The sequence below is a fragment of the Caulobacter sp. UC70_42 genome (assembly GCF_044056025.1).
Classification (GTDB): domain Bacteria; phylum Pseudomonadota; class Alphaproteobacteria; order Caulobacterales; family Caulobacteraceae; genus Caulobacter.
In genome coordinates this window covers 5,335,225-5,353,810 of the sequence record NZ_CP171994.1, presented here as the reverse complement: position 1 = coordinate 5,353,810, position 18,586 = coordinate 5,335,225, and the positions used below count along the sequence as shown (strand labels likewise).

The 18,586-nt window shown below is 67.0% G+C and carries 18 protein-coding genes, 1 tRNA gene and 2 pseudogenes; 12 read left to right on the top strand and 9 right to left on the bottom strand.

Annotated elements, in window-relative coordinates; translation table 11 throughout:
- The first annotated feature begins 193 nt into the window (after window positions 1–193).
- The 9 genes and pseudogenes from ACHMW8_RS27040 to ACHMW8_RS27000 all read left to right on the top strand — a co-directional run bounded on the left by ACHMW8_RS27040 (window position 194) and on the right by ACHMW8_RS27000 (window position 5,732).
- A complete protein-coding gene (locus ACHMW8_RS27040) occupies window positions 194–1,099 on the top strand; it encodes a MotA/TolQ/ExbB proton channel family protein (protein ID WP_125158818.1) in 906 nt (301 codons plus the stop codon).
- A gap of 5 nt (window positions 1,100–1,104) precedes the next feature.
- Window positions 1,105–1,536, top strand: coding sequence for a biopolymer transporter ExbD (locus tag ACHMW8_RS27035; protein ID WP_125158817.1), 432 nt, complete (start codon window positions 1,105–1,107; stop codon window positions 1,534–1,536).
- 14 nt (window positions 1,537–1,550) lie between these two features.
- Window positions 1,551–2,283 (top strand): annotated as a pseudogene (locus ACHMW8_RS27030) (energy transducer TonB).
- A 150-nt stretch (window positions 2,284–2,433) separates the two neighbouring features.
- Window positions 2,434–2,510, top strand: a tRNA-His gene (locus ACHMW8_RS27025).
- Window positions 2,511–2,734: 224 nt separating this feature from the next.
- Entirely contained in the window at window positions 2,735–3,295 is a 561-nt protein-coding gene (locus ACHMW8_RS27020; protein WP_395444367.1) for a YfiR family protein, read from the top strand.
- Window positions 3,292–3,696: a CHASE sensor domain-containing protein gene (locus ACHMW8_RS27015; RefSeq protein WP_395444366.1), complete on the top strand. Its 405-nt coding sequence runs from the start codon at window positions 3,292–3,294 to the stop codon at window positions 3,694–3,696. The genes ACHMW8_RS27020 and ACHMW8_RS27015 overlap by 4 nt, the downstream gene beginning before the upstream one ends.
- A 4-nt stretch (window positions 3,697–3,700) precedes the next feature.
- Window positions 3,701–4,258, top strand: a complete 558-nt coding sequence (locus ACHMW8_RS27010; protein WP_395444365.1) for a hypothetical protein — start codon at window positions 3,701–3,703, stop codon at window positions 4,256–4,258.
- Window positions 4,158–5,021 (top strand): ATP-binding protein, encoded by an 864-nt coding sequence (locus ACHMW8_RS27005; RefSeq protein WP_395444364.1) that lies wholly within the window; start codon window positions 4,158–4,160, stop codon window positions 5,019–5,021. Before ACHMW8_RS27010 ends, ACHMW8_RS27005 begins: the two co-directional genes overlap by 101 nt.
- A 183-nt stretch (window positions 5,022–5,204) precedes the next feature.
- Complete coding sequence (locus ACHMW8_RS27000) at window positions 5,205–5,732, top strand: hemerythrin domain-containing protein (protein WP_395444363.1); 528 nt, start codon at window positions 5,205–5,207, stop codon at window positions 5,730–5,732.
- A 121-nt stretch (window positions 5,733–5,853) separates the two neighbouring features.
- On the opposite strand, the gene ACHMW8_RS26995 is transcribed toward ACHMW8_RS27000, so the two are convergent.
- From ACHMW8_RS26995 to ACHMW8_RS26970, 6 genes and pseudogenes are all read right to left on the bottom strand, one after another.
- A complete protein-coding gene (locus ACHMW8_RS26995) occupies window positions 5,854–7,287 on the bottom strand; it encodes a UdgX family uracil-DNA binding protein (protein WP_395444362.1) in 1,434 nt (477 codons plus the stop codon).
- A pseudogene (locus ACHMW8_RS26990) lies at window positions 7,287–8,508 on the bottom strand (putative DNA modification/repair radical SAM protein). Before ACHMW8_RS26990 ends, ACHMW8_RS26995 begins: the two are co-directional and overlap by 1 nt.
- Before the next feature lie 131 nt (window positions 8,509–8,639).
- The gene (locus ACHMW8_RS26985) at window positions 8,640–8,921 is read right to left on the bottom strand and encodes an HU family DNA-binding protein (RefSeq protein ID WP_066682603.1); all 282 of its coding nucleotides are present in this window, start codon (window positions 8,919–8,921) and stop codon (window positions 8,640–8,642) included.
- Between the two features lie 123 nt (window positions 8,922–9,044).
- Window positions 9,045–9,560: a helix-turn-helix transcriptional regulator gene (locus tag ACHMW8_RS26980; protein WP_395444361.1), complete on the bottom strand. Its 516-nt coding sequence runs from the start codon at window positions 9,558–9,560 to the stop codon at window positions 9,045–9,047.
- A 136-nt stretch (window positions 9,561–9,696) separates the two neighbouring features.
- Window positions 9,697–10,620: a LysR family transcriptional regulator gene (locus tag ACHMW8_RS26975; RefSeq protein ID WP_395444360.1), complete on the bottom strand. Its 924-nt coding sequence runs from the start codon at window positions 10,618–10,620 to the stop codon at window positions 9,697–9,699.
- A gap of 81 nt (window positions 10,621–10,701) precedes the next feature.
- Window positions 10,702–11,124, bottom strand: a complete 423-nt coding sequence (locus ACHMW8_RS26970; protein ID WP_395444359.1) for an Ohr family peroxiredoxin — start codon at window positions 11,122–11,124, stop codon at window positions 10,702–10,704.
- 241 nt (window positions 11,125–11,365) lie between these two features.
- Here ACHMW8_RS26970 and ACHMW8_RS26965 point away from each other — a divergent pair, with 241 nt between their 5' ends.
- Together ACHMW8_RS26965 and ligD are read left to right on the top strand one after the other, a co-directional pair.
- Window positions 11,366–11,635, top strand: coding sequence for a hypothetical protein (locus ACHMW8_RS26965; RefSeq protein WP_125158807.1), 270 nt, complete (start codon window positions 11,366–11,368; stop codon window positions 11,633–11,635).
- Window positions 11,636–11,638: 3 nt separating this feature from the next.
- On the top strand, window positions 11,639–14,218 hold the full coding sequence (gene ligD / locus ACHMW8_RS26960) for a DNA ligase D (RefSeq protein ID WP_395444358.1): 2,580 nt from the start codon (window positions 11,639–11,641) through the stop codon (window positions 14,216–14,218).
- A gap of 232 nt (window positions 14,219–14,450) precedes the next feature.
- Here ligD and ACHMW8_RS26955 read toward each other — a convergent pair whose 3' ends face one another.
- From ACHMW8_RS26955 to ACHMW8_RS26945, 3 genes are all read right to left on the bottom strand, one after another.
- A complete protein-coding gene (locus tag ACHMW8_RS26955; protein WP_395444357.1) occupies window positions 14,451–15,653 on the bottom strand; it encodes a Ku protein in 1,203 nt (400 codons plus the stop codon).
- Window positions 15,654–15,776: 123 nt separating this feature from the next.
- On the bottom strand, window positions 15,777–16,808 hold the full coding sequence (locus tag ACHMW8_RS26950; protein ID WP_395444356.1) for a DNA topoisomerase IB: 1,032 nt from the start codon (window positions 16,806–16,808) through the stop codon (window positions 15,777–15,779).
- 127 nt (window positions 16,809–16,935) lie between these two features.
- Complete coding sequence (locus tag ACHMW8_RS26945; protein ID WP_125158802.1) at window positions 16,936–17,343, bottom strand: helix-turn-helix domain-containing protein; 408 nt, start codon at window positions 17,341–17,343, stop codon at window positions 16,936–16,938.
- 217 nt (window positions 17,344–17,560) lie between these two features.
- On the opposite strand from ACHMW8_RS26945, the gene ACHMW8_RS26940 reads away from it, so the two are divergent.
- Window positions 17,561–18,571, top strand: a complete 1,011-nt coding sequence (locus ACHMW8_RS26940; protein ID WP_395444355.1) for an NAD(P)/FAD-dependent oxidoreductase — start codon at window positions 17,561–17,563, stop codon at window positions 18,569–18,571.
- Window positions 18,572–18,586: the final 15 nt, after the last annotated feature.

Here is an 18,586-nt window from a genome sequence, read left to right as displayed (position 1 = left end):
CCGCGCTTCGAAACGATCCTTCTGGAGGCCTTGGTCCTCGCGAGGGGCGTAACGGGTCGAGCGCAGCGAAGCGGGTCCGCCAGGTTGGAAGAGCAATCGACCGCCAGGTGGGCTATTCAGAGTTAGGGTGGAGACGCTCTCGCGCGACGACCCTCGGTCCAAACGTGCTAGACCAATCAGGAACTGGCGACAGATGCTCGACATTAAACGGAAGACCCCCCTCATCGCTCTCGTCGGCGCCATGGCGCTGATGGCGAGCGCCCCGGCTTTTGCCCAGGACGCCTCGGCTCCCGCCGCCGCCTCCTCCACGCAAGCCGCTCCCGCCGACGCCGCCGCCGCTCCGGCCGCGACCCCTGCTCCGGAAGCTCCGCCGGCTGACACCGCCGAAGCTGAAGGCGAAAAGAAGGGCGGCCACTCGCTGACGCCCGTCGGCATGTTCCTCGCCGCTGGCGCCGTCGTTAAGGTCGTCATGATCGGCCTGCTGCTGGCCTCGGTCTTCTCGTGGGTGCTGCTGCTCACCAAGATTTTCGAGTTCGCTGGCCTGAACAAGCAATCGGACAAGTTCCTGGAAGCCTTCCGCGGCGCTCGCTCGATCGCCGACATCGCGCGCATCAGCTCGTCGGAAGAATTCGAAGGCAACCCGATGGCCGACATGGCCGCCGCCGCCTCGCAGGAAGTTGAGCTGTCGCGTCAAGCCGGTCTGGCCGTCGCTGGCGAACACCGTGACTCGACGCTGGCTCGCGCCACCTACGCCATCAACGCGGTGCAAGCCTCGCTGGCCAAGCGCCTGTCGGGCGGCATGGTGTTCCTGGCCTCGGTCGGTTCGGCTGGTCCGTTCATCGGTCTGTTCGGTACGGTGTACGGCATCATGACGTCGTTCATCGGCATCGCGAACACCAACACGACCAACCTCGCCGTCGTGGCGCCGGGTATCGCTGAAGCGCTGCTCGCCACCGGTATCGGTCTGTTCGCCGCTATCCCGGCCGTTATCTTCTACAACTACTTCCAGACCCGCATCTCGGGTTACGGCACCCGCTCGGAAGGTTTCGTTGCTGAACTGATGAACGCCATCTCGCGTCAGCTCGACAAGGGGGCGTAACACCCATGGCCGCCAAACTTTCAGGCGGTGGGGGCGACAGGTTCAACGTCGAACAGAACAGCGACATCAACGTTACGCCCTTCGTGGACGTTATGCTGGTGCTTCTGATCATCTTCATGGTGGCCGCTCCGCTGGCCTCCGTGTCGGTCGAAGTGAACCTGCCGCCGGCGGTGGCGAAAGCATCTCCAAACCCGCCGAAGCCGGTTTACATCTCGATCAAACAGTCCGGGCAGATCTTCATTGGGGATTTCCCGACCACCGTGGACGAGATGGGACAGGACATCGCCAAGAACATTGGCCGACGTGATCCGTCCAAGGAGCGCATCTTCATCCGGGCCGACGAAAAGGTTCGCTACGGGGCTTTCATGGAGGTGATGAACACCCTCCAGGATAACGGCTTCTACAGCGTGGCTCTCGTTGGCCGGGATGATAGCTAGGGTAGGGGTGCTGCATGGCTGAACAAAATACGCCCGAGCATCGCCACTACGATCCGCTCACCTCGGACGGCCCGCGTCGCAAGAAGGGCATGGGGCCATTCGGCGTCGCCCTGATCGTGGTCTGCGGTCTGCACGGATTGCTCTTCGCCTATCTGGCGAAGCAGAAGTTCGAAGCGGTGTTCCAGGAGTACTCGGACGAAGCCGTGGATGTGGAGTTGCCTCCGCCTCCGCCGCCGCCTCCGCCGCCGCCTCCGCCGCCGCCGCCGACCAACGAGCCGCCGCCGCCTCCGGCAGTGGTCCAGCCGCGTCCCCCGGTGGCTCCGCCTCCGGATGTGACGCCGCCGCCGCCGCTGCCGATCCCGCCCGTTGAAAAGCGGGTCGAGACCACGGCTCCGCCGGTGATCTCGGCGGTCCCGCCGGTGCCGACGGCTCCGCCGGCTCGCGCGTCGGTCATCACGCGTCCGGACTGGGCCCGCAAGCCCTCCGGCGATGACATGGCCCGGTACTACCCGGACCGTGCTCAACGGATGGAAGTCAGCGGTCGTGCGACGATCTCGTGCACCGTGACGGCTCGCGGTACGCTGGAAGGCTGTTCGATCGTCTCGGAATCGCCCGCCGACATGGGCTTTGGCGATGCAGCTATCAAGCTGTCGCGCCTGTTCCGGATGAAGCCGAAGACCCTCGAACGGCGCGCCCGTCGACGGTGGCCAGGTGACCGTCCCGCTGGTGTTCCAAGTCCCGCAATAGGGGCTGGACGCAAGCAAACGACAAAGAAGCGCCCCGGAGTTTCGAACTCCGGGGCGTTTTCTTGTTGGAGGGGCGTTTTCATGTGAAAATCGTCCGGTTCGGCGCTTGATCCTGGGGGCCGATCCGACTAAAGACAGCGCCTCGCGATACGCCGCCTTAGCTCAGTTGGTTAGAGCGCTAGATTGTGGATCTAGAGGTCCTCGGTTCGAGCCCGAGAGGTGGTACCATCGCAAGCCTTTGAAAAGCCCGGGGTTCGCCTCGGGCTTTTTGCTTGTTCGCGCCGCCGCGCCGATATGCTCTTCCCCTTCTCCAGGCCCTGCCTCCAAAATGTCACGGGGATGGGATCGAAACGGTCGTGCTTCGCGTTACGATCGCTAAGGGGGACTGGCGTATGGTCTTGGGCTTCCCGCCGAGCGCCCCGGGGCAAACCCCTGGATGGCGCGCTTCGTCGTTGCGCGTCATCGCGGCGCTGTGCGTGCTGTGCGCCATGACCGGCGTCGCCCAGGCCAGCGAACCTCCCTCTGTAGCTCAGCCCGAAGCCCGCCATCCGACCTACGCCGTCAAGGCCGCCTATCTCTACAAGCTCACCGCTTTCGTCGGGTGGCCCGCCTTCGCCTTCGATAAGCCTTCCAGCCCGTTTCGCCTGTGCGTCGCCGGCCGAGACCCGTTCGGCGAGATGGTCGATCACGCCGTACGCGGCGCGCGGGTCGACGAACATCCGATCGTCGTCGTGCGCATGCCCGCCGTGGCCAAGAGCCCGCCCTGCCACATGTTGTTCCTGGCCGCCGCTCACACCCAGACACCGCGGGAGATGCTGGCCATGATCGCGGGGCAGCCGCTGCTCACGGTCGCCGACGAGGGTCTCGACGCGCCGGGCGCGATGGTCCAGTTCGTCACGGTCGACAGCCGCATCCGCTTCGCGATCCGCGCGGACGCGGCCCAGGCCGCGGGCCTGACTGTCAGCTCCAAGCTATTGGCGCTGGCGGCGCAGCCGAGGGAGACCGGCCGATGACGTCGTCAACTGGTCGCCTGTCTTGGCGCCCCGCCCTGACCGTCTCCATGGCGATCGGTTTGGCGATCGCCATCGTCGCGGCCGCGTTCGCCCTGGCCGCCTATAACGAGCATCTGGGTCAGCAGGAGCGCTTCCGCCAAGCCGAGGTGCAATTGCGAATCCTGGCCGGCAGCATGGCCGCGCCGCTCGCCTTCGACGATCGTTCCGCGGCGCGAGAATATGTCGGGGCCCAGAGCTCCAACCCCGATGTCGAGGCGGTCGCCGCCTACGACATGCAGGGGCAATTGGCCGCCAGCTACGTGAGGGCCGGGGCGCGCGCCGCCGCCGGCGCGCAATGTCCTGGGGCCGCCGCGCAACGATGGCGCGCGGCTGATTCTGACCTCGCGGGTCACCGAGGGTGAGACGGTGTTGGGCTCGGTGTATCTGCGCACGGTGCTGGAATCACCCGGCCGCCGCGCCATGCGCTATGCGGGCTTCGCGCTGCTCATCGTCATGGCCGCCCTGTTGATCGGCGTGCTGGGTGCGGCCAACGCCCGCGAGGCGGAGGCCTATCGCCGCCTGAGGCGCGAGACCCGCGAACGCGAGAAGGCCGAGGAGGCCCTGCGCCAGTCGCAGAAGATGGAGGCCATGGGGCAACTGACCGGTGGCGTGGCCCATGACTTCAACAACCTGCTGATGGTGGCCTCCAGCGGCATGGACCTGCTGGAGCGGACCACCGATCCGACCCGGCGCGAGCGGCTGCGCGGCGGGTATCCGCCAAGCCATAGACCGCGGCGCCAGCCTGACCCAGCAGCTCCTGGCCTTCTCGCGCCGCGCGCCACTGAAGCCCGAGGTTGTCGATATCGAAAAGCGGCTGAGCGGCATGCACACCTTGCTGGACCGCTCCCTGCGCGAGGACGTGACGGTCGAGATCCGGCTGGCTCCGGACCTGTGGCGGGTCGAGGTCGACGCGTCGCAGCTTGAGGTGGCCGTGCTGAACATCGCCATCAACGCCCGTGACGCCATGCCCGAGGGCGGCGCGATCATCATAGAGGGACGCAACGAGCCATCCGGCAGGCCCGACGGCCGGGGCGACATGGTGCGACTGTCGATCCGCGACACCGGGGTCGGCGTGGAGCCCGAGGTGCTGAGCCGCCTGTTCGAACCGTTCTTCACCACCAAGCCGGTCGGTAAGGGCACGGGCCTTGGGCTTTCGCAGGTCTATGGTTTCGCGCGCTCGTCGGACGGCGAGGCGGGGATCGAGAGCGTCCTGGGCGAGGGTACGACGGTCTGGATGCGCATCCCACGCTCGACCAAGGCCATGGCCCAGGAGACCGCGCCCGTCGCGCCGCGCAGGAGGAGCTCGGAGGAGCGGCGCATCCTGATGGTCGAGGACGACGACAGCGTCGCCCAGCTGGTTCAGGAGATGCTGCGCGAACTGGGCTACGACGTTGTGCGGGCCGGTGACGCCCTCTCGGCGCTGGAAATCCTGCGCCAGGACGTCGCCTTCGACCTGGTGTTCAGCGACATGGTCATGCCGGGAGACATCGGCGGGCTCGACCTAGCGCGCGACATCGCGCGGCTGCGGCCTGATTTGCCGGTGATCCTGACAACGGGCTACAGCGCCGCGGCGGCTGCGGCCGCCAACGAGGGGCGGCGGGTGCTGATCAAGCCCTATCGGATCGAACGGCTGGCCACGGAGCTGGACGCGGTGTTCTCGGGCGCCAATGGGCGAGCCAGGGCTTAGGAGCCTCTCTTCCGGCCATATTTCGGGATCGCAGATCCCGGTCGCGGGAAGCGGTTGAATGTCGGGCGCCTGACACTGCCGAGGCGCTAAAAGGGCTTTTTAATTAAGAGTTTATCGCAGAAGGAACGCGAGCCGAGGCGTGCGAGTTGGTTGGCGGTCGGGGGACATCCTAGGAGACTTTCCATGGCCGCCGCCGCCAAGACCACCGCCAAGTCCGCTAAGCCGCGCCGCACGCGTCGCACCGCCCGCCGCGATCCGCTGGCGATCAGCCTGCTGAAGAAGGACCACCGCGAGGTGGAGCAGATGTTCGACGAGTACGAACAGCTCGAGAAAGACGCCGAGAAGCTGGCCCTGTTCGGCAAGATCGCCCTGGCCCTGAAGGTCCACACCCAGATCGAGGAAGAGATCCTCTATCCGGAGGAACGCGGCGAGGTCGACGATGACATGCTGGACGAGGCCTATGTCGAGCATGACGGGGCCAAGAAGCTGATCGCCGAGATCGAGGCCATGAAGCCCAGCGACGACTACTACGACGCCAAGGTGAAGGTGCTGAGCGAGTACATCAAGCACCACGTCAAGGAGGAGGAACAGCCCGGCGGCCTGTTCTCGCAGGCCAAGAAGGGCGAAGAGGATCTCGACGCCATGGGCGAACGCCTGAAGGCCCGCAAGGAAGAGCTGATGGCGCAATACGGCGGTAAGGCCGCTCACTAGTCCATACCGACAGCTTGTCATCCCGAAAGCCGCGCGGGCTGTCTCGGGACCCAGGGCCGAGCTCAGTGCGCTCGCCCTGGGACCCGGCGTTACGCTTCGCCAAGGCCGGGATGACAAGTTCTTAGATCAGCTGGGCGAGTTCCCCCGCCAGCCGCAGGTCCTCCACGAATTCCGCATACGCTCGCGCCTTGGCCTCAGCGTCCGGGAGGCGCAGCAGGAACGACGGGTGATAGGTGACAAGGCCCTGGGTCTTATCGGGCAACGCCAGCGCCTTGCCGCGATTGGCGCCGATCGGCGTGGGCTTGCCGATCACGCCCAGCGCCGCCGTCGCGCCCAGCATGACGATCACCCTGGGCTTGACCAGCCGGCGCTCGGCGTCCAGCCACCAGCGACACGCGGTGACCTCGCCGCGATCCGGCGTTTTGTGAATGCGCCGCTTTCCGCGTAGCGCGTGCTTGAAGTGCTTCACGGCGTTGGTGACATAGGTCCGGTCGCGCGCCACGCCGGCCTCCGCCAGAGCCTTTTCGAACACCTGACCCGCCGGCCCAACGAAGGGGCGGCCGGCCAAGTCCTCCTGATCGCCGGGTTGTTCGCCGACGAACATCAAGGGCGTGCGCGCCGCGCCTTCACCCGGTACGCCTTGCGTGGCGTCGCGCCAGAGGTCGCAGCGGCGACAGACCTCCACCCCGGTGGCTATGTCGTCTAGCGATCCCGGCAGCGAACCGTCGTAGGAGGCGTCGCGGGCGTGGCGCAGGGCGGCCTTCAGCTTGCGTTCTGGCGGCTTGGACGGACCGGCGGCGACCATGGCGGCGGCGCGCTCCTGGGCGGTTTCGATCAGCTCCGGAATGAGCGCCGCCTCGGGCAGGTTCCGCCAGTAGCGCTTGGGCATCTCCTGGCGCATCTGCCTGGGGTTCAGGCGGGCCGGGTTGAAGATCGAGGCGTAGTAGGTGCGCCATAGCTCCTCCTGGGCGTCCTCGGACGGCGCGTCGGCGGGATCGGCGCCCTCGGACACCGTCAGCCGTTGGCGGTCCCAGGCCACGCAGGCGTCGGGCGTCAGGATGGTCCAGTCCATGTTCGTGAAGCGGCGCACGAAGAACGGCGCGGTGGCTTCGGTGACCCGGTGGGCCGGCTCGAACCAGGCGGCGTAGGTCTCCGTCGCCGCGCCTTCCACCAGCCGGAACCGGAGGAAGGCTTTCATCTTGTGAGCCGCGCGGCTGACGGCCTTGGCCATGTCGCGGGCCCGGGTCATGTCGGGATCGGCCGGATTGTCGATCAGCCTGGGCTCGCGCTCCAGCCGCCAGAGGATCCGGTAGAGCAGCGCGAAGCGATCCGACGCGCGGTTCTGGACCACCTGCTCGGCCAGTTCGACGAAGGCGGCGGGGACGGTGAAGTTCGCGGACGCCCCCGACGGCGCGAGCGGGGTTTCGAGATCGAACAGCTCCCGCTCCACCGTCCACACGACGGCTTCGGGCGCCACGCCTTCCGCGCGCAGCGCCCGCGCGGCCGCGCGCCAGCCGGCGAAGTCGATTTCGGACGCTAGCCGCGCCACTCGCATCAGAAGAGGCTCAGCTGCTGTGGGGGGGACCAAGGCGGCCTTCAGGCTGTCGCGGTCGGCCAGGGCGCCCGGGGTCCAGTCGGCGGTGACCACGAAGGCCCTGGCGCGCTTCAGGACGGCCCCGACGCGCTTGAGGTCGTCCAGGGTCAGGCGCGTGACCTTCCGGGCCGCCAGGATGCGCTCCACGGCCTTGGCGCCCAGGCCCGGCACGCGCAGCAGCGTCTCCTTGTCGGCGGTCTGGACGTGGACGGGGAAGCTGGCCCGGTTGCGCAGCGCCCAGCTGGTCTTGGGATCGACGGTAAGATCCAGGTCCTCGCCCTCGGCGACGATCTCGGGTCGTTCGAAGCCGTAGAACCGCATCAGCCAGTCGGCCTGATAGAGGCGATGCTCGCGCAGCAGCGGCGGCCGCGCCAGGGGCAGACGGTGGCTGGCGTCGGGGATCGGGCTGAAGGCCGAGTAGTAGACTCGCCCCAGGCGATAGGCGCCGTACAGGTTGGCGCTGCGGGCCAGGATGTCGCCGTCCCTGGCGTCGTCGGCGCCGACGATCAGCTGGGTGGACTGGCTGCGCGCGAACGATCGCCGGCCGGCTTTCCTGGCGGGTTCGGCATGATCGTCGATGGCCTGGCGCATGCGGCCCATGGCGCGCTTGATGTCGGTCGGACTTTTCTCCGGCGCGAGATCGGCCAGGCTGTCGTCGCGCGGCAGCTCGATATTGATCGACACCCGGTCGGCATAGAGGCCCGCCTCGGCCGCCAGTTCGGGCGAGGCTTCCGGGATCAGCTTCAGGTGGATATAGCCCCGAAAGTCGTGGTCCAGCCGCAGCGATTTCGCCACCCGCACCATCTCTTCCATCGTGTAGTCGCCCGTGCGGATGACGCCCGACGACAGAAACAATCCCTCGATATAATTGCGCTTGTAGAAGTTCAGGGTGAGGTCGACGACCTCCTTCACCGTGAACCGCGCGCGGGGCGTGTTCGACGACACCCGGTTGATGCAATAGGCGCAGTCGTAGATGCAGAAGTTGGTCAGCAGGATCTTCAGCAGGCTGATGCAGCGACCGTCGGGAGCGTAGGCGTGGCAGATGCCCATGCCCTCAGTCGAGCCCACGCCCTTGCCACCCACTGAGCTGCGCTTTTCGGCTCCGGACGAGGCGCAGGACGCATCGTACTTGGCGGCGTCGGAGAGGATGGCGAGCTTGCGCCTGAGATCGAGAACGGCCATGCGCGGCACGTTATCGTTCTTATTTTGTTCTAGATAGTCTTCACGCGCGACGAGGGCATGAGGCTCAACGTCGCGCGTGAAGGGAAGCGTGGGGAAGCGGACACTTTAGGGTGTCCGCTTCCTCGCTGAAGTTAGCCGTTGACGGCGTCCTTCAGTTGCTTGGCCGGCGTGAAGGCGACCTTCTTGCTGGCGGCGATTTCGATGGTCGCGCCCGTGGCCGGGTTGCGGCCGGTGCGGGCCGGCTTGGCCTGGACCTTGAACTTGCCGAAGCCCGGGATCGAGACTTCTTCACCCTTCACGGCGGCGTCGGAGATCGACTTGAAGACGCCGTCGATGATGGCCTTGGCTTGGGTCTTGGTCAGCTTGTCGTCAGCGGCGACAGCGGCGTCGACCAGATCGGAAACGTTCGTCATCTCTAAGCTCATTCCTGTGAATCAGGGAAATGTGAGCCTGACGAGACGGATCGCGTTTGTCACCCGTTAGGGAAGGTTAAAAAGCCGATTCACGGGGACAAAACGCCCGTGAGCCGGGGATTTTCAAGGATTCGCCGCCCGCGGAACGGTCAAGCTGGGCGAAAAAGCGTTAACGACCGTCCCGAAAGCAGACTTTCCCGCGAACTCGACCTGCAGGGCGATTCCGGCCTGAGTCGGGGTCCAGCGGGCCCGTCGCCAGGCCAAGGGGCTCTGGCCGACATGCTGGCGGAAGAGGCGCGACAGGTGGCTCTGGTCGGCCAGGCCGACCGTCAGGGCGATCTGCGAGAGGGGCTCGCTGGTGGTCAGCATCAGCTCGCGAGCCAGCGCCATGCGCTCGCCCGTGATGTAGGCGTGCGGAGCGACGCCGAAGCTCTGCTTGAAAGCGCGACCAAAATGGCTGATCGACAGACGGACCAGACCGGCCAGTTCCTCGACCGTGATGTTGCGGTCGAGATTGCCGTCGATGTGGGCCTCGACCATCCGCGCCTGCCAGGGCGCCAGACCGCCGCGCGCGATGTCGGGAGCGTCGAGGTCGCGGTCCTGGGTTTCGCTGCGGACCTGGATCTTGCTGCCGTCCATCGTCTTGCTCCGGGGTGTGTGTTTCCTTGAGCAAAGGGATAGGCTGGCGGTGATCGGCCGATAATCCGGTGTTTCGGTTCTTCAGTGTTTCCAAAACCGCACTAATCGCCGTTCGTCGAGCGCGTCGCGCGGTCGATCAGTGCTCGATCCCGTGCGCCCAGGGCTGCTTGGAGAAGTTCTCGCGCAGGAATTCCAGCAGCACCCGCAGGCGCGCTGGTCGGGCGCGTCCCGGTGGCGTGACCAGATGCACGGGAACCGGAACCAGGGTCCATTCCTTCAGCACCTCTTCCAGGCGTCCCTCCTGCAGTTCGTTCCAGATGTAGACCTCGGGCTGAAGCGTGATCGCCAGGCCCTCCAGCAGTACGGGCACCGCCGCCAGGCCGTTGTTCATCCGGATCGAACCCTGCACCATGACCAGGCGCTCGCCGTGCACGGGATGGAAGAACCGCCACTCCTGAGCCTCGCGCACATGGGTGTAGACCATGATCGGCATCTTCAGGATGTCTTCGGGCTGTTCGGGACGGCCATATCTGTCGAACAGGGCTGGCGCGCCGACCACTGGCAGGCGGTGGGAAAACAGCCGGCTGGCGCGCATCGAGGAGTCGGCCAACTGGCCCACCTTGATGACCCCGTCGAAGCCGTCCGCGATCAGGTCGATCTTGGTGTCGGTGATCTGCAGGTCGAGCTCGATCTCCGGGTAACGCTTGAGGAACTCCGGGATCAGCGGCGCCAGGGTCCGCACCCCGAACGCGCCGGTGCAGGCCAGGCGAATGAGGCCGCGCGGGATGGCCGCTTCCTCGAGGATCTCGGCCTCGACCGCCTCGCCATCGTTGAGGATGCGCAGCGCCCGGTCCAGCGAGGCGCGGCCGCTCTCGGTCAGGGACAACTGGCGGGTGGTGCGGTGGAGCAGGGTGGTGCGCATCCGCTCCTCCAGCCGGGTCACGGCCTTGGAAACGGTGGTCTTGGCAAGGCCCAGCTCTTCGGCCGCCGCCGAGAACGAGCCGCGCTCGGCCACCTTGGCGAAGATCGCCCAGGCCTCGAAGTCCGGCAGATGCGGCATGCGACGGTTCCCCAGCGAGTCGCCAAAGGCGAGCCAGGGCGATCGAAGCGCGACGCGCCGCCAAGCTCAAGGGAAACGACGCTACGTCAACTGGATCCTGACCTCGACGACCTCGCGCAGGGCGCGGGAGTAGGGACTGAGGGCGTCGGCGTGGGCGACCAGAGCCTTGGCCTTATCCGGATCGAGACCGGCCAGATCGACCGAAAGGCCGACGCGCAGGGCCAGCTTCGGATCTTCCTGCGACGGGCCGATGGCGACCGTGGCGGTGACATTGGCGTCCTCGGCGACGGCGATCTTCAGTTCGGCGGCGGCGGCGCGCAGCGCGTCGAGGAAGCAGGCGGCATAGGCCGCCGCGAACAGCTGCTCAGGATTGCTGCCCGCGCCGCCGCGACCGCCCAGGGCCTTGGGCGTCGACAGATTGACCTTCAATGCGCCGTCGATGCTGCCGACCCAGCCGTCGCGTCCGCCAACGGCGGTGACCTGGGTGGAATAGAGGATATTCATGGACCTCGCTCCGCGCCGCGAGGACAGTTCGCGGCAGGGGAAATCTAGGACGCGGGGAGCGCCAGGATTATCCGGCGGAGGGGCACATCATTGGTGCGAATTTGGCGATAGTCCCGTCGGATGAGAGGGGACGCCCTCGGATTTGGATCGCGGCGCCATCGCGGGATGACTTGGGCCGTGAAGGGACCGGAACGCCGGCCGGACTCCAGCCATTCCTGCTCTAGGCAAAGGAGAGACAGCCATGACCGATGTCGACAATGGATGGGACGAGCAGGACGGCGCCGAGGCGATGGACGACGACGTGATCGGCAAGGACGGCGAGTTCCGCACCTTCGAGGAACTGCCCGACGTGCTGGACGTCACCCAGGCCGAGGGCGACGAGGACGACGACGACGCGCTGATTGGCGAGGAGCTGGACGACGATGAGATCGTCGACCTCGAGGAAGAGGCCGACGCCGGCGATGGCGTCGACGAGGATGACGCGCGACCGCAAGTCTTCGACGGCGAATAGACGATGACCGCGCCGAAGCTGTCGGCCTACGAGGCCAAGCGCGACTTCAAGATCACGGCCGAGCCTTCCGGCGAGGCCGATGTCGCGGCTTCGGCGCGGGCGCGCTTCGTCATCCAGAAGCACGACGCCACCCGGCTGCACTACGACCTGCGGCTGGAGCACGAGGGCGTCTTTCTCTCGTGGGCGGTGACCCGCGGCCCGTCTCGCGATCCGCACGACAAGCGTCTGGCGGTCCATGTCGAGGATCACCCGCTGGCCTATGGCGATTTCGAGGGCACGATCCCCGAGGGCCAGTACGGCGGCGGCACGGTGATGCTGTGGGACCGCGGCTGGTGGGCGCCGGAGCCGGGCTTCGACCTGGAGAAGGGGCTCAAGAAGGGCGAGATCAAGCTGGTCTTCGCCGGCGAGCGGATGAAGGGCGGTTGGGTCCTCGTCCGGATCAACAACGACAAGTTCGCCAAGGGGGGCAAGGGCGGCAAGCGCGAGAACTGGCTGCTGATCAAGCATCGCGACGCGTTCGCTATCGAGGGCGATCTCGATTTTCTGGAGGACACATCCTTCTCGATCGCTTCGGGCCGGACGATGGAAGACATCGCGGCCGGCAAGGGCAAGGCGCCGACGCCTTTCATGACCAAGGCTGGTCCGACGCCGGACGCAGTCTGGAGCAGCACGAACTCGCCCGAGGCCAGCGCAGAAAAGGCCGCCGAGGACGCTGGCGCGCCGAAGGGCAAGGCGGCCAAGACCAAGCCGGTCGCCAAGGCGGTCAAGAAGACGGCGCCAAAGACCGCCATGCCGGACTTCGTCCCGCCGCAGCTGTGCAAGCTGGTCGATCGCCCGCCCGGCGGCGGCGACTGGGTGCACGAGATCAAGTTCGACGGCTACCGGATGCAGCTTCGTGTCGAGGGCGGCAAGGCGACCTTGCGCACCCGGACCGGCCTCGACTGGAGCCAGCGCTTCCCGCAGCTGATCGAGGACGCCAAGGACCTGCCCGACGCCCTGATCGACGGCGAGGTCGTGGCCCTGGACGAGGCCGGTTCGCCCAGCTTCGCCGGGCTGCAGGCGGCGCTGTCGGAGGAGAAGACCGATGATCTGATCTTCTTCGCCTTCGACCTGCTGTACGCCGACGGCCAGGACTTGACCGATCTGCCGCTGTCGGACCGCAAGGACCGGCTTAAGACCTTGCTGCCGGCTGACGGTGAGCGCATCCGCTATGTCGAGCATTTCGCCAGCGGCGGCGAGGCGGTGCTTCAGTCGGCCTGCCGGATGTCGCTTGAGGGCGTGGTCTCCAAGAAGCTCGACGCGCCCTATCGCTCGGGCAAGGGCGCGACCTGGACCAAGGCCAAGTGCCGCGCCGGCCATGAGGTGGTGATCGGCGGCTGGACCACGACCGGCGACGCGCTCCGCTCGCTGATCGTCGGCATCTACAACGACGAGGGGGAGCTGGCCCATGTCGGCCGGGTCGGGACGGGCTTTGGCCGCGACAAGGTGGCCAAGCTGCTGCCGGCCCTGAAGGCGCTGGCGCGGAAGACCTCGCCCTTCGGCGGCAAGGGCGCGCCGCGCGGCGGGGCGGATATTCACTGGGTGGAGCCGGAGCTGGTCGCCGAGATAGAGTTCGCGGGCTTCACGGGAGACGGCTCGGTGCGACAGGCGTCGTTCAAGGGATTGCGCGAGGACAAGCCGGCGAAGGCGGTCGAGGCCGAGGCCCCCGCGCCGGTCGAAGACATCGCGCTGGCTCAGCCCAAGGCGGGATCCGCGAAGCGCGCCGGCGGCAAGGCCTCGGTGCTGGGCGTCGCGATTTCCAATCCCGACAAGCCGCTTTGGCCGGACGCCGGCGATGGCGCGCCGGGGACCAAGCTCGATCTGGCCGAATATTTCGAGGCCGTCGGTCCGTGGATGCTGGAACACGTCAAGGGACGGCCCTGCTCGGTGATCCGCATGCCGGACGGCATCGGCGGCGAGACGTTCTTCCAGCGCCATTCGGGCAAGGGCGTCTCGGCCTTGATCGACGAGGTGACGGTCAGTGGCGATCGGAAGCCCTACCTTGTTTTCAATACCGTCGAGAGCCTGGTCGCCGCCGCGCAATGGGGCGCGACCGAGCTGCATCCCTGGAACTGCCGAGAGGGCGCGCCGGAGATCCCGGGACGGCTGGTCTTCGACCTCGACCCGGCTCCGGACGTCTCGTTCGACGTCGTTGTCGAGGGCGCGCGCGAGATCCGCGACCGACTTGAGGCCCTGGGCCTGGTCCCATTCTGCAAGACAACCGGCGGCAAGGGGTTGCACGTGGTCACGCCGCTGAAAGGGAACAAGGTCGATTGGGACGCCGCCAAGGCCTTCGCCCGCGAGGTCTGCGCCCGGATGGCCGCCGACAGTCCCGACCAGTACCTGATCTCGATGGCCAAGAAGGACCGGGGCGGGAAGATCTTTCTCGACTATCTGCGCAATGACCGGATGAGCACGGCGGTGGCGCCGCTGTCGCCGCGCGGGCGGCCCGGGCGCCCGTGTCCTGGCCGGTGGCGTGGACGCAGGTTCGCAAGGGGTTGGACCCGTCGCGGTTCAACATCCGGACCGCGCCGGGAATGGTGAAAGATCTCGACGCCTGGGACGCCTATGCGGAGAGCGAGCGGGACCTGGGGGCGGCGATCAGGAAGCTGGCGCGCGGCTAGCGGCGTTGACGGCGGTCTCGCGGATTTTACAGTACCGCTATCCGGCGCCGTCTACCGCCAGGATCATAGGGAGGTAAGGTATGGCCCGCGAACAGGCGCTGCAAACGCTGGAAACCTGGCACGACCTGCTGGAAAAACGCGAGTTTGATCGCCTACGGCCCCTCGCCGCCGAAACGGTGGTGTTCCGCTCTCCGGCGTTCTTCACGCCGTATCCGGGCGTGGAGCCGCTCGTGCACATCATCGCCACGGTCAACACCATCTTCGAGGACTTCGCCTATCATCGAGAATTCTGGTCCGAGGGCCATGAGTCGGTGGTGCTGGAGTTCAGCGCGCGCGTCGGCGACAAGAAGCTCAAGGGCATCGACATCATCTCTTTCGACGACGCCGGCAGGATCAAGGAATTCGAGGTGATGATCCGCCCGGCCAACGCCGCCGCGGCCGTGGGCGAGGCCATGGCCGCCAAGGCCGGCCCGCGCCTGAAAGAACTGCTGAGCAAGCCCGCCTAACCCGCCCTTTTCTTCGGCGCGGCCTTGTGCGTGCTCGTCTTTTTTTGGGGCCGCTCCAGCCTTCGCCGGAGCCTTGCCCAGGCTGCTCCGCAGCGCCTCCATCAGGTCCACCACATTGGTGTCCTCGGGCGGTTCCGGCGCGGAGACCTTTCGGCCCTTGCCCTTCTGCTTTTCCTTGATCAGCGCCCGTAACGCGTCTTCATACCGGTCGTTGAACTGCTCGGGATCGAAGGGGCCTTCCTTCTGCTCGATGATCTTCTGGGCGATCTGGATCATCGCCGCGTCGGGCTTCTTGTCGGGGATGGCGTCGAAATAGGTCGCGGCGTCGCGCACCTCGCGGCGATTGCGGAGGGACCAGGCGATCATGCCGTTGTCGCGCGGCTCGATGGCCAGCAGGCGCTCACGCTGGTGCATGACCACGCGGCCCAGGGCGACCTGGCCTTCCTTGCTCATCGCCTCGCGGATCACGCCATAGGCCTCGGCGGCCAGCTTGCCGTCGGGAACCAGGAAATACGGATTGTCCCAATAGAGCCGGTCGATGTCGGCCGCCGGTACGAAGGTCTCGATATCGATGGTGCGGGTGCTTTCCAGGCGCACGTCGTCGATTTCGTCCTGGGTGATGACGACGTACTCGCCCTTCTCGTACTCGTAGCCCTTGACGATGTCGGAGCGCTCGATGGGGCCCAGGTCCGGATCGGTCGGGATCATCCGGATCCGGTTGTGGGTCTTCTTGTGCAGCATGTTGAAGCGCACGTCGCCGCCGGCGTCGGTGGCGGTGTACATCGCGACGGGGCAGGTCACGAGCGACAGGCGCAGGTGGCCCTGCCAGGTGGGACGGCCGGCGGCCATGGGCGTTTTCTCCGTTCGAGCCGACTCAACGACGCTCGGCGCGCGGGCGTTCCGCTGGAGCGTGGCAGCCGAAAGTGTGAGCGGTTTCGGCGCCTGCCACGCTCCAAGTGCTTGAGACAGGCTCTAGGCTTCGGCGCACGAGGCCTGCGCCGCTTCCAGGAAGCGGATGGTGGCCAGTTCGAAGGCGCGCTCCGAGCGGCCGGGCTTCAGCGGCAGCACGCCCTGCTGATAGGATTCCAGCACCAGCGGATGGATATACGAACCTCGGCAGACGGCGGCGGTGTTGCCGAGCAGTCCGGCCACCGCCTTCACGCAGGTGTTGACGTTGCGCTTGGCTTCCGTAGCGCTGGTCGCCTTGGGGATCAGGCACAGGGCGCGCGCCGCAGCCAGGGTGCCGGCCCAGGTGCGGAAGTCCTTGGCCGAGAAGTCCTGGCCCATCGCCGCGCGGATATAGGCGTTGACGTCGGCGCTCTCGACGGTGCGGCGCTGGCCGTCCTCGTCGAGATACTGGAACAGGCGCTGGCCGGGGATGTCCTGGCAGGCCTTGACGATGCGGGCCAGACGACGATCGCGGAAGCCGGTCGTGTGGACCACGCCGCTCTTGCCCTTGAACTGGAACGTGCCGCCGACGCTGGACAGCCTGGCGTGGCGGTCGCGCAGGGTGGTCAGGCCGAAGCTCTTGTTCTCCTTGGCGTAGGCCTCGTTGCCGACCCGGATCAGGGTCAGCTCCATCAGCCGCGCCACGGCGGCGACGACCTTGTCGCGGGGCAGGCCGCGGCGGGCGAGGTCCTTTTCGACCTGCACGCGCAGCTTGGGCAAGGCGCGGCCGAAGGCGATCATGCGACCGAACTTCAGCCCGTCGCGGTCGCGCCGCCAGCCGTCGTGATAGCGGTACTGCTTGCGGCCCCTCTGGTCGCGGCCGGTGGCCTGGATATGACCGTGCGGAGAGGGGCAGATCCAGACATCGGTCCAGGCCGGCGGAATGGCCAGGGCGCGGATGCGGTCGAGCGTTCCGGCGTCATCGACGGGATCGCCGTCGGGATCGCGATAGTCGAAACCCGCGCCGCTCTTGATCCGCCGCAAGCCGGGATCGTCGTCATTGACATAGAGAAGGCCGGGCGAGACCGGCTGAAGATCGACCGTGTCGCGTGGCATGTCGTTGGCCCTCGTCGCCGCTCCGTCGTCGGATCAACGGCGAGCGCGGAGGGGCGGTTCCGGATGCGAAAAGGCCCGCGATTCACGCATCGCGGGCCCTTCGAAAGCGGTACTGAGTGGAAGCCGTTTAGGGCGCTTCGTCGTCCACCATGGCGCGGACCAGGTCGACGACCCGGCGGCGCAGGCGGCGATCCGACAGGCGCGGGAACAGGCTAGCCAGCTCCAGGCCCTCGGGCGTGGAGACGAACTCGGTCATACGCTGGGCGAAACCATCGTCGATGCCGCCGTCGGTATTCTCGAGGCCCTCGAAGAAGTAGGAGACAGGCGCTTGCAGCAACTTGGCGGCATCATAGAGCTTGCTGGCGCTGATGCGGTTGGCGCCACGCTCGTACTTCTGGATCTGCTGAAAGGTGATGCCCAGAGCGTCGGCGACCTGGGTTTGGGAAAGTCCCATCATCTTGCGGCGAATTCTCAGCCGGGCGCCCACATAGAGATCAACGGGGTGGGCTGGTTCGACTGCGGGTCGATCGTTCATCCGCCTCTATTCCATCTGCGCCGCTTGGCGGCCTTCATGCCAATGTTAACGGGTATAGACACAGCTTGGCTGCATCGTCACGTACGGACGTGCACGGAACGGGTCTTCGCGCCAAAGTGTCGCGCTCGATTTACTATCGTTAATGATGAATAGATCGAGTAACGAACATGGTCGGTCCGGACTTGACGTTCGTGCGCCTGAAAGGTGTTTGCGCGCCATGAAACTTCATTCAGGCGCGCGTATCGCCGTGGCTGGCGCCGGCGCATTCGGATCCGCCCTGGCGCTGCGCCTGGCGCGAGCCGGGTTCAAGCTCACCGTGTTCGATCCGGCCGCGCCGGGCGACAATGCTTCGGGCGTGGCCGCCGGCATGCTGGCGCCGGTCAGCGAGGCGCTGTTCGATCCCGCCTCGCGCGGGCACCTCTCCATCATGCGTCGCGCCCGCGACCTGTGGCCGGCCTTCGCGGATGACCTTGGAATCGTCCTGGCTCGCGCCGGCGTGCGGTTCGAGGGCTCCGATGCCTGGCGCGGCCAAGTCGGCGAGCGACTTGCGGCCCTCGGCCTACCCGACGCGGACGCGACCGCCGAGGACTGGCGTATCGAGGCGCGTCCCGCGCTGGCGTCGATGCGCGCGGCGGCGCAAGCCGCCGGGGCGCGGTTCGAGGCCGGAACGGTCGAGGCCTTCGCCCCCGGTGTCCTGACCCTAGCGGACGGCCGCGTCGAAGCGTTCGACGCCCTGGTGCTGGCCACCGGCCCTGGCGCGCGAGCCGGCCGCCTGGCGCCGGAGACCCAGGCTCTCGCGCCGATCAAGGGCCAGATCCTGCGGGTCTCCGCCGAGACCGGCGACATGGTCGTGCGGGGCGAGGGCGTCTATCTGGCGCCGGGCGAGGGTCTGGCCATCGGCGCGACCATGGAGGCTGGCCGCGACGACCTCGCGCCGGACGCCTCGGCGACCCAAGGGTTGCGGGCCGCGGCCTGGGCCTTGCGGCCGGAACTGGATCTCGACGCGGCTAAGGTCGAGGTCGGCGTCCGCGTCACCACGCCCGACGGTCTGCCGCTGGTGGGCTGGAGCCGGGCGCCCGGAGTCCTGCTGGCCGTGGGCGCGCGGCGAAACGGTTGGCTGTTCGCGCCGCTTGTGGCTCACATGGTCGCGGCGTATCTGAATGGCGATAACCCGGGCCCGGACGCCGCTGTCATGGACGCGCGCCGTTTCGAGAAGTCCGAGAGCTGACAACGCAGGGGAGTA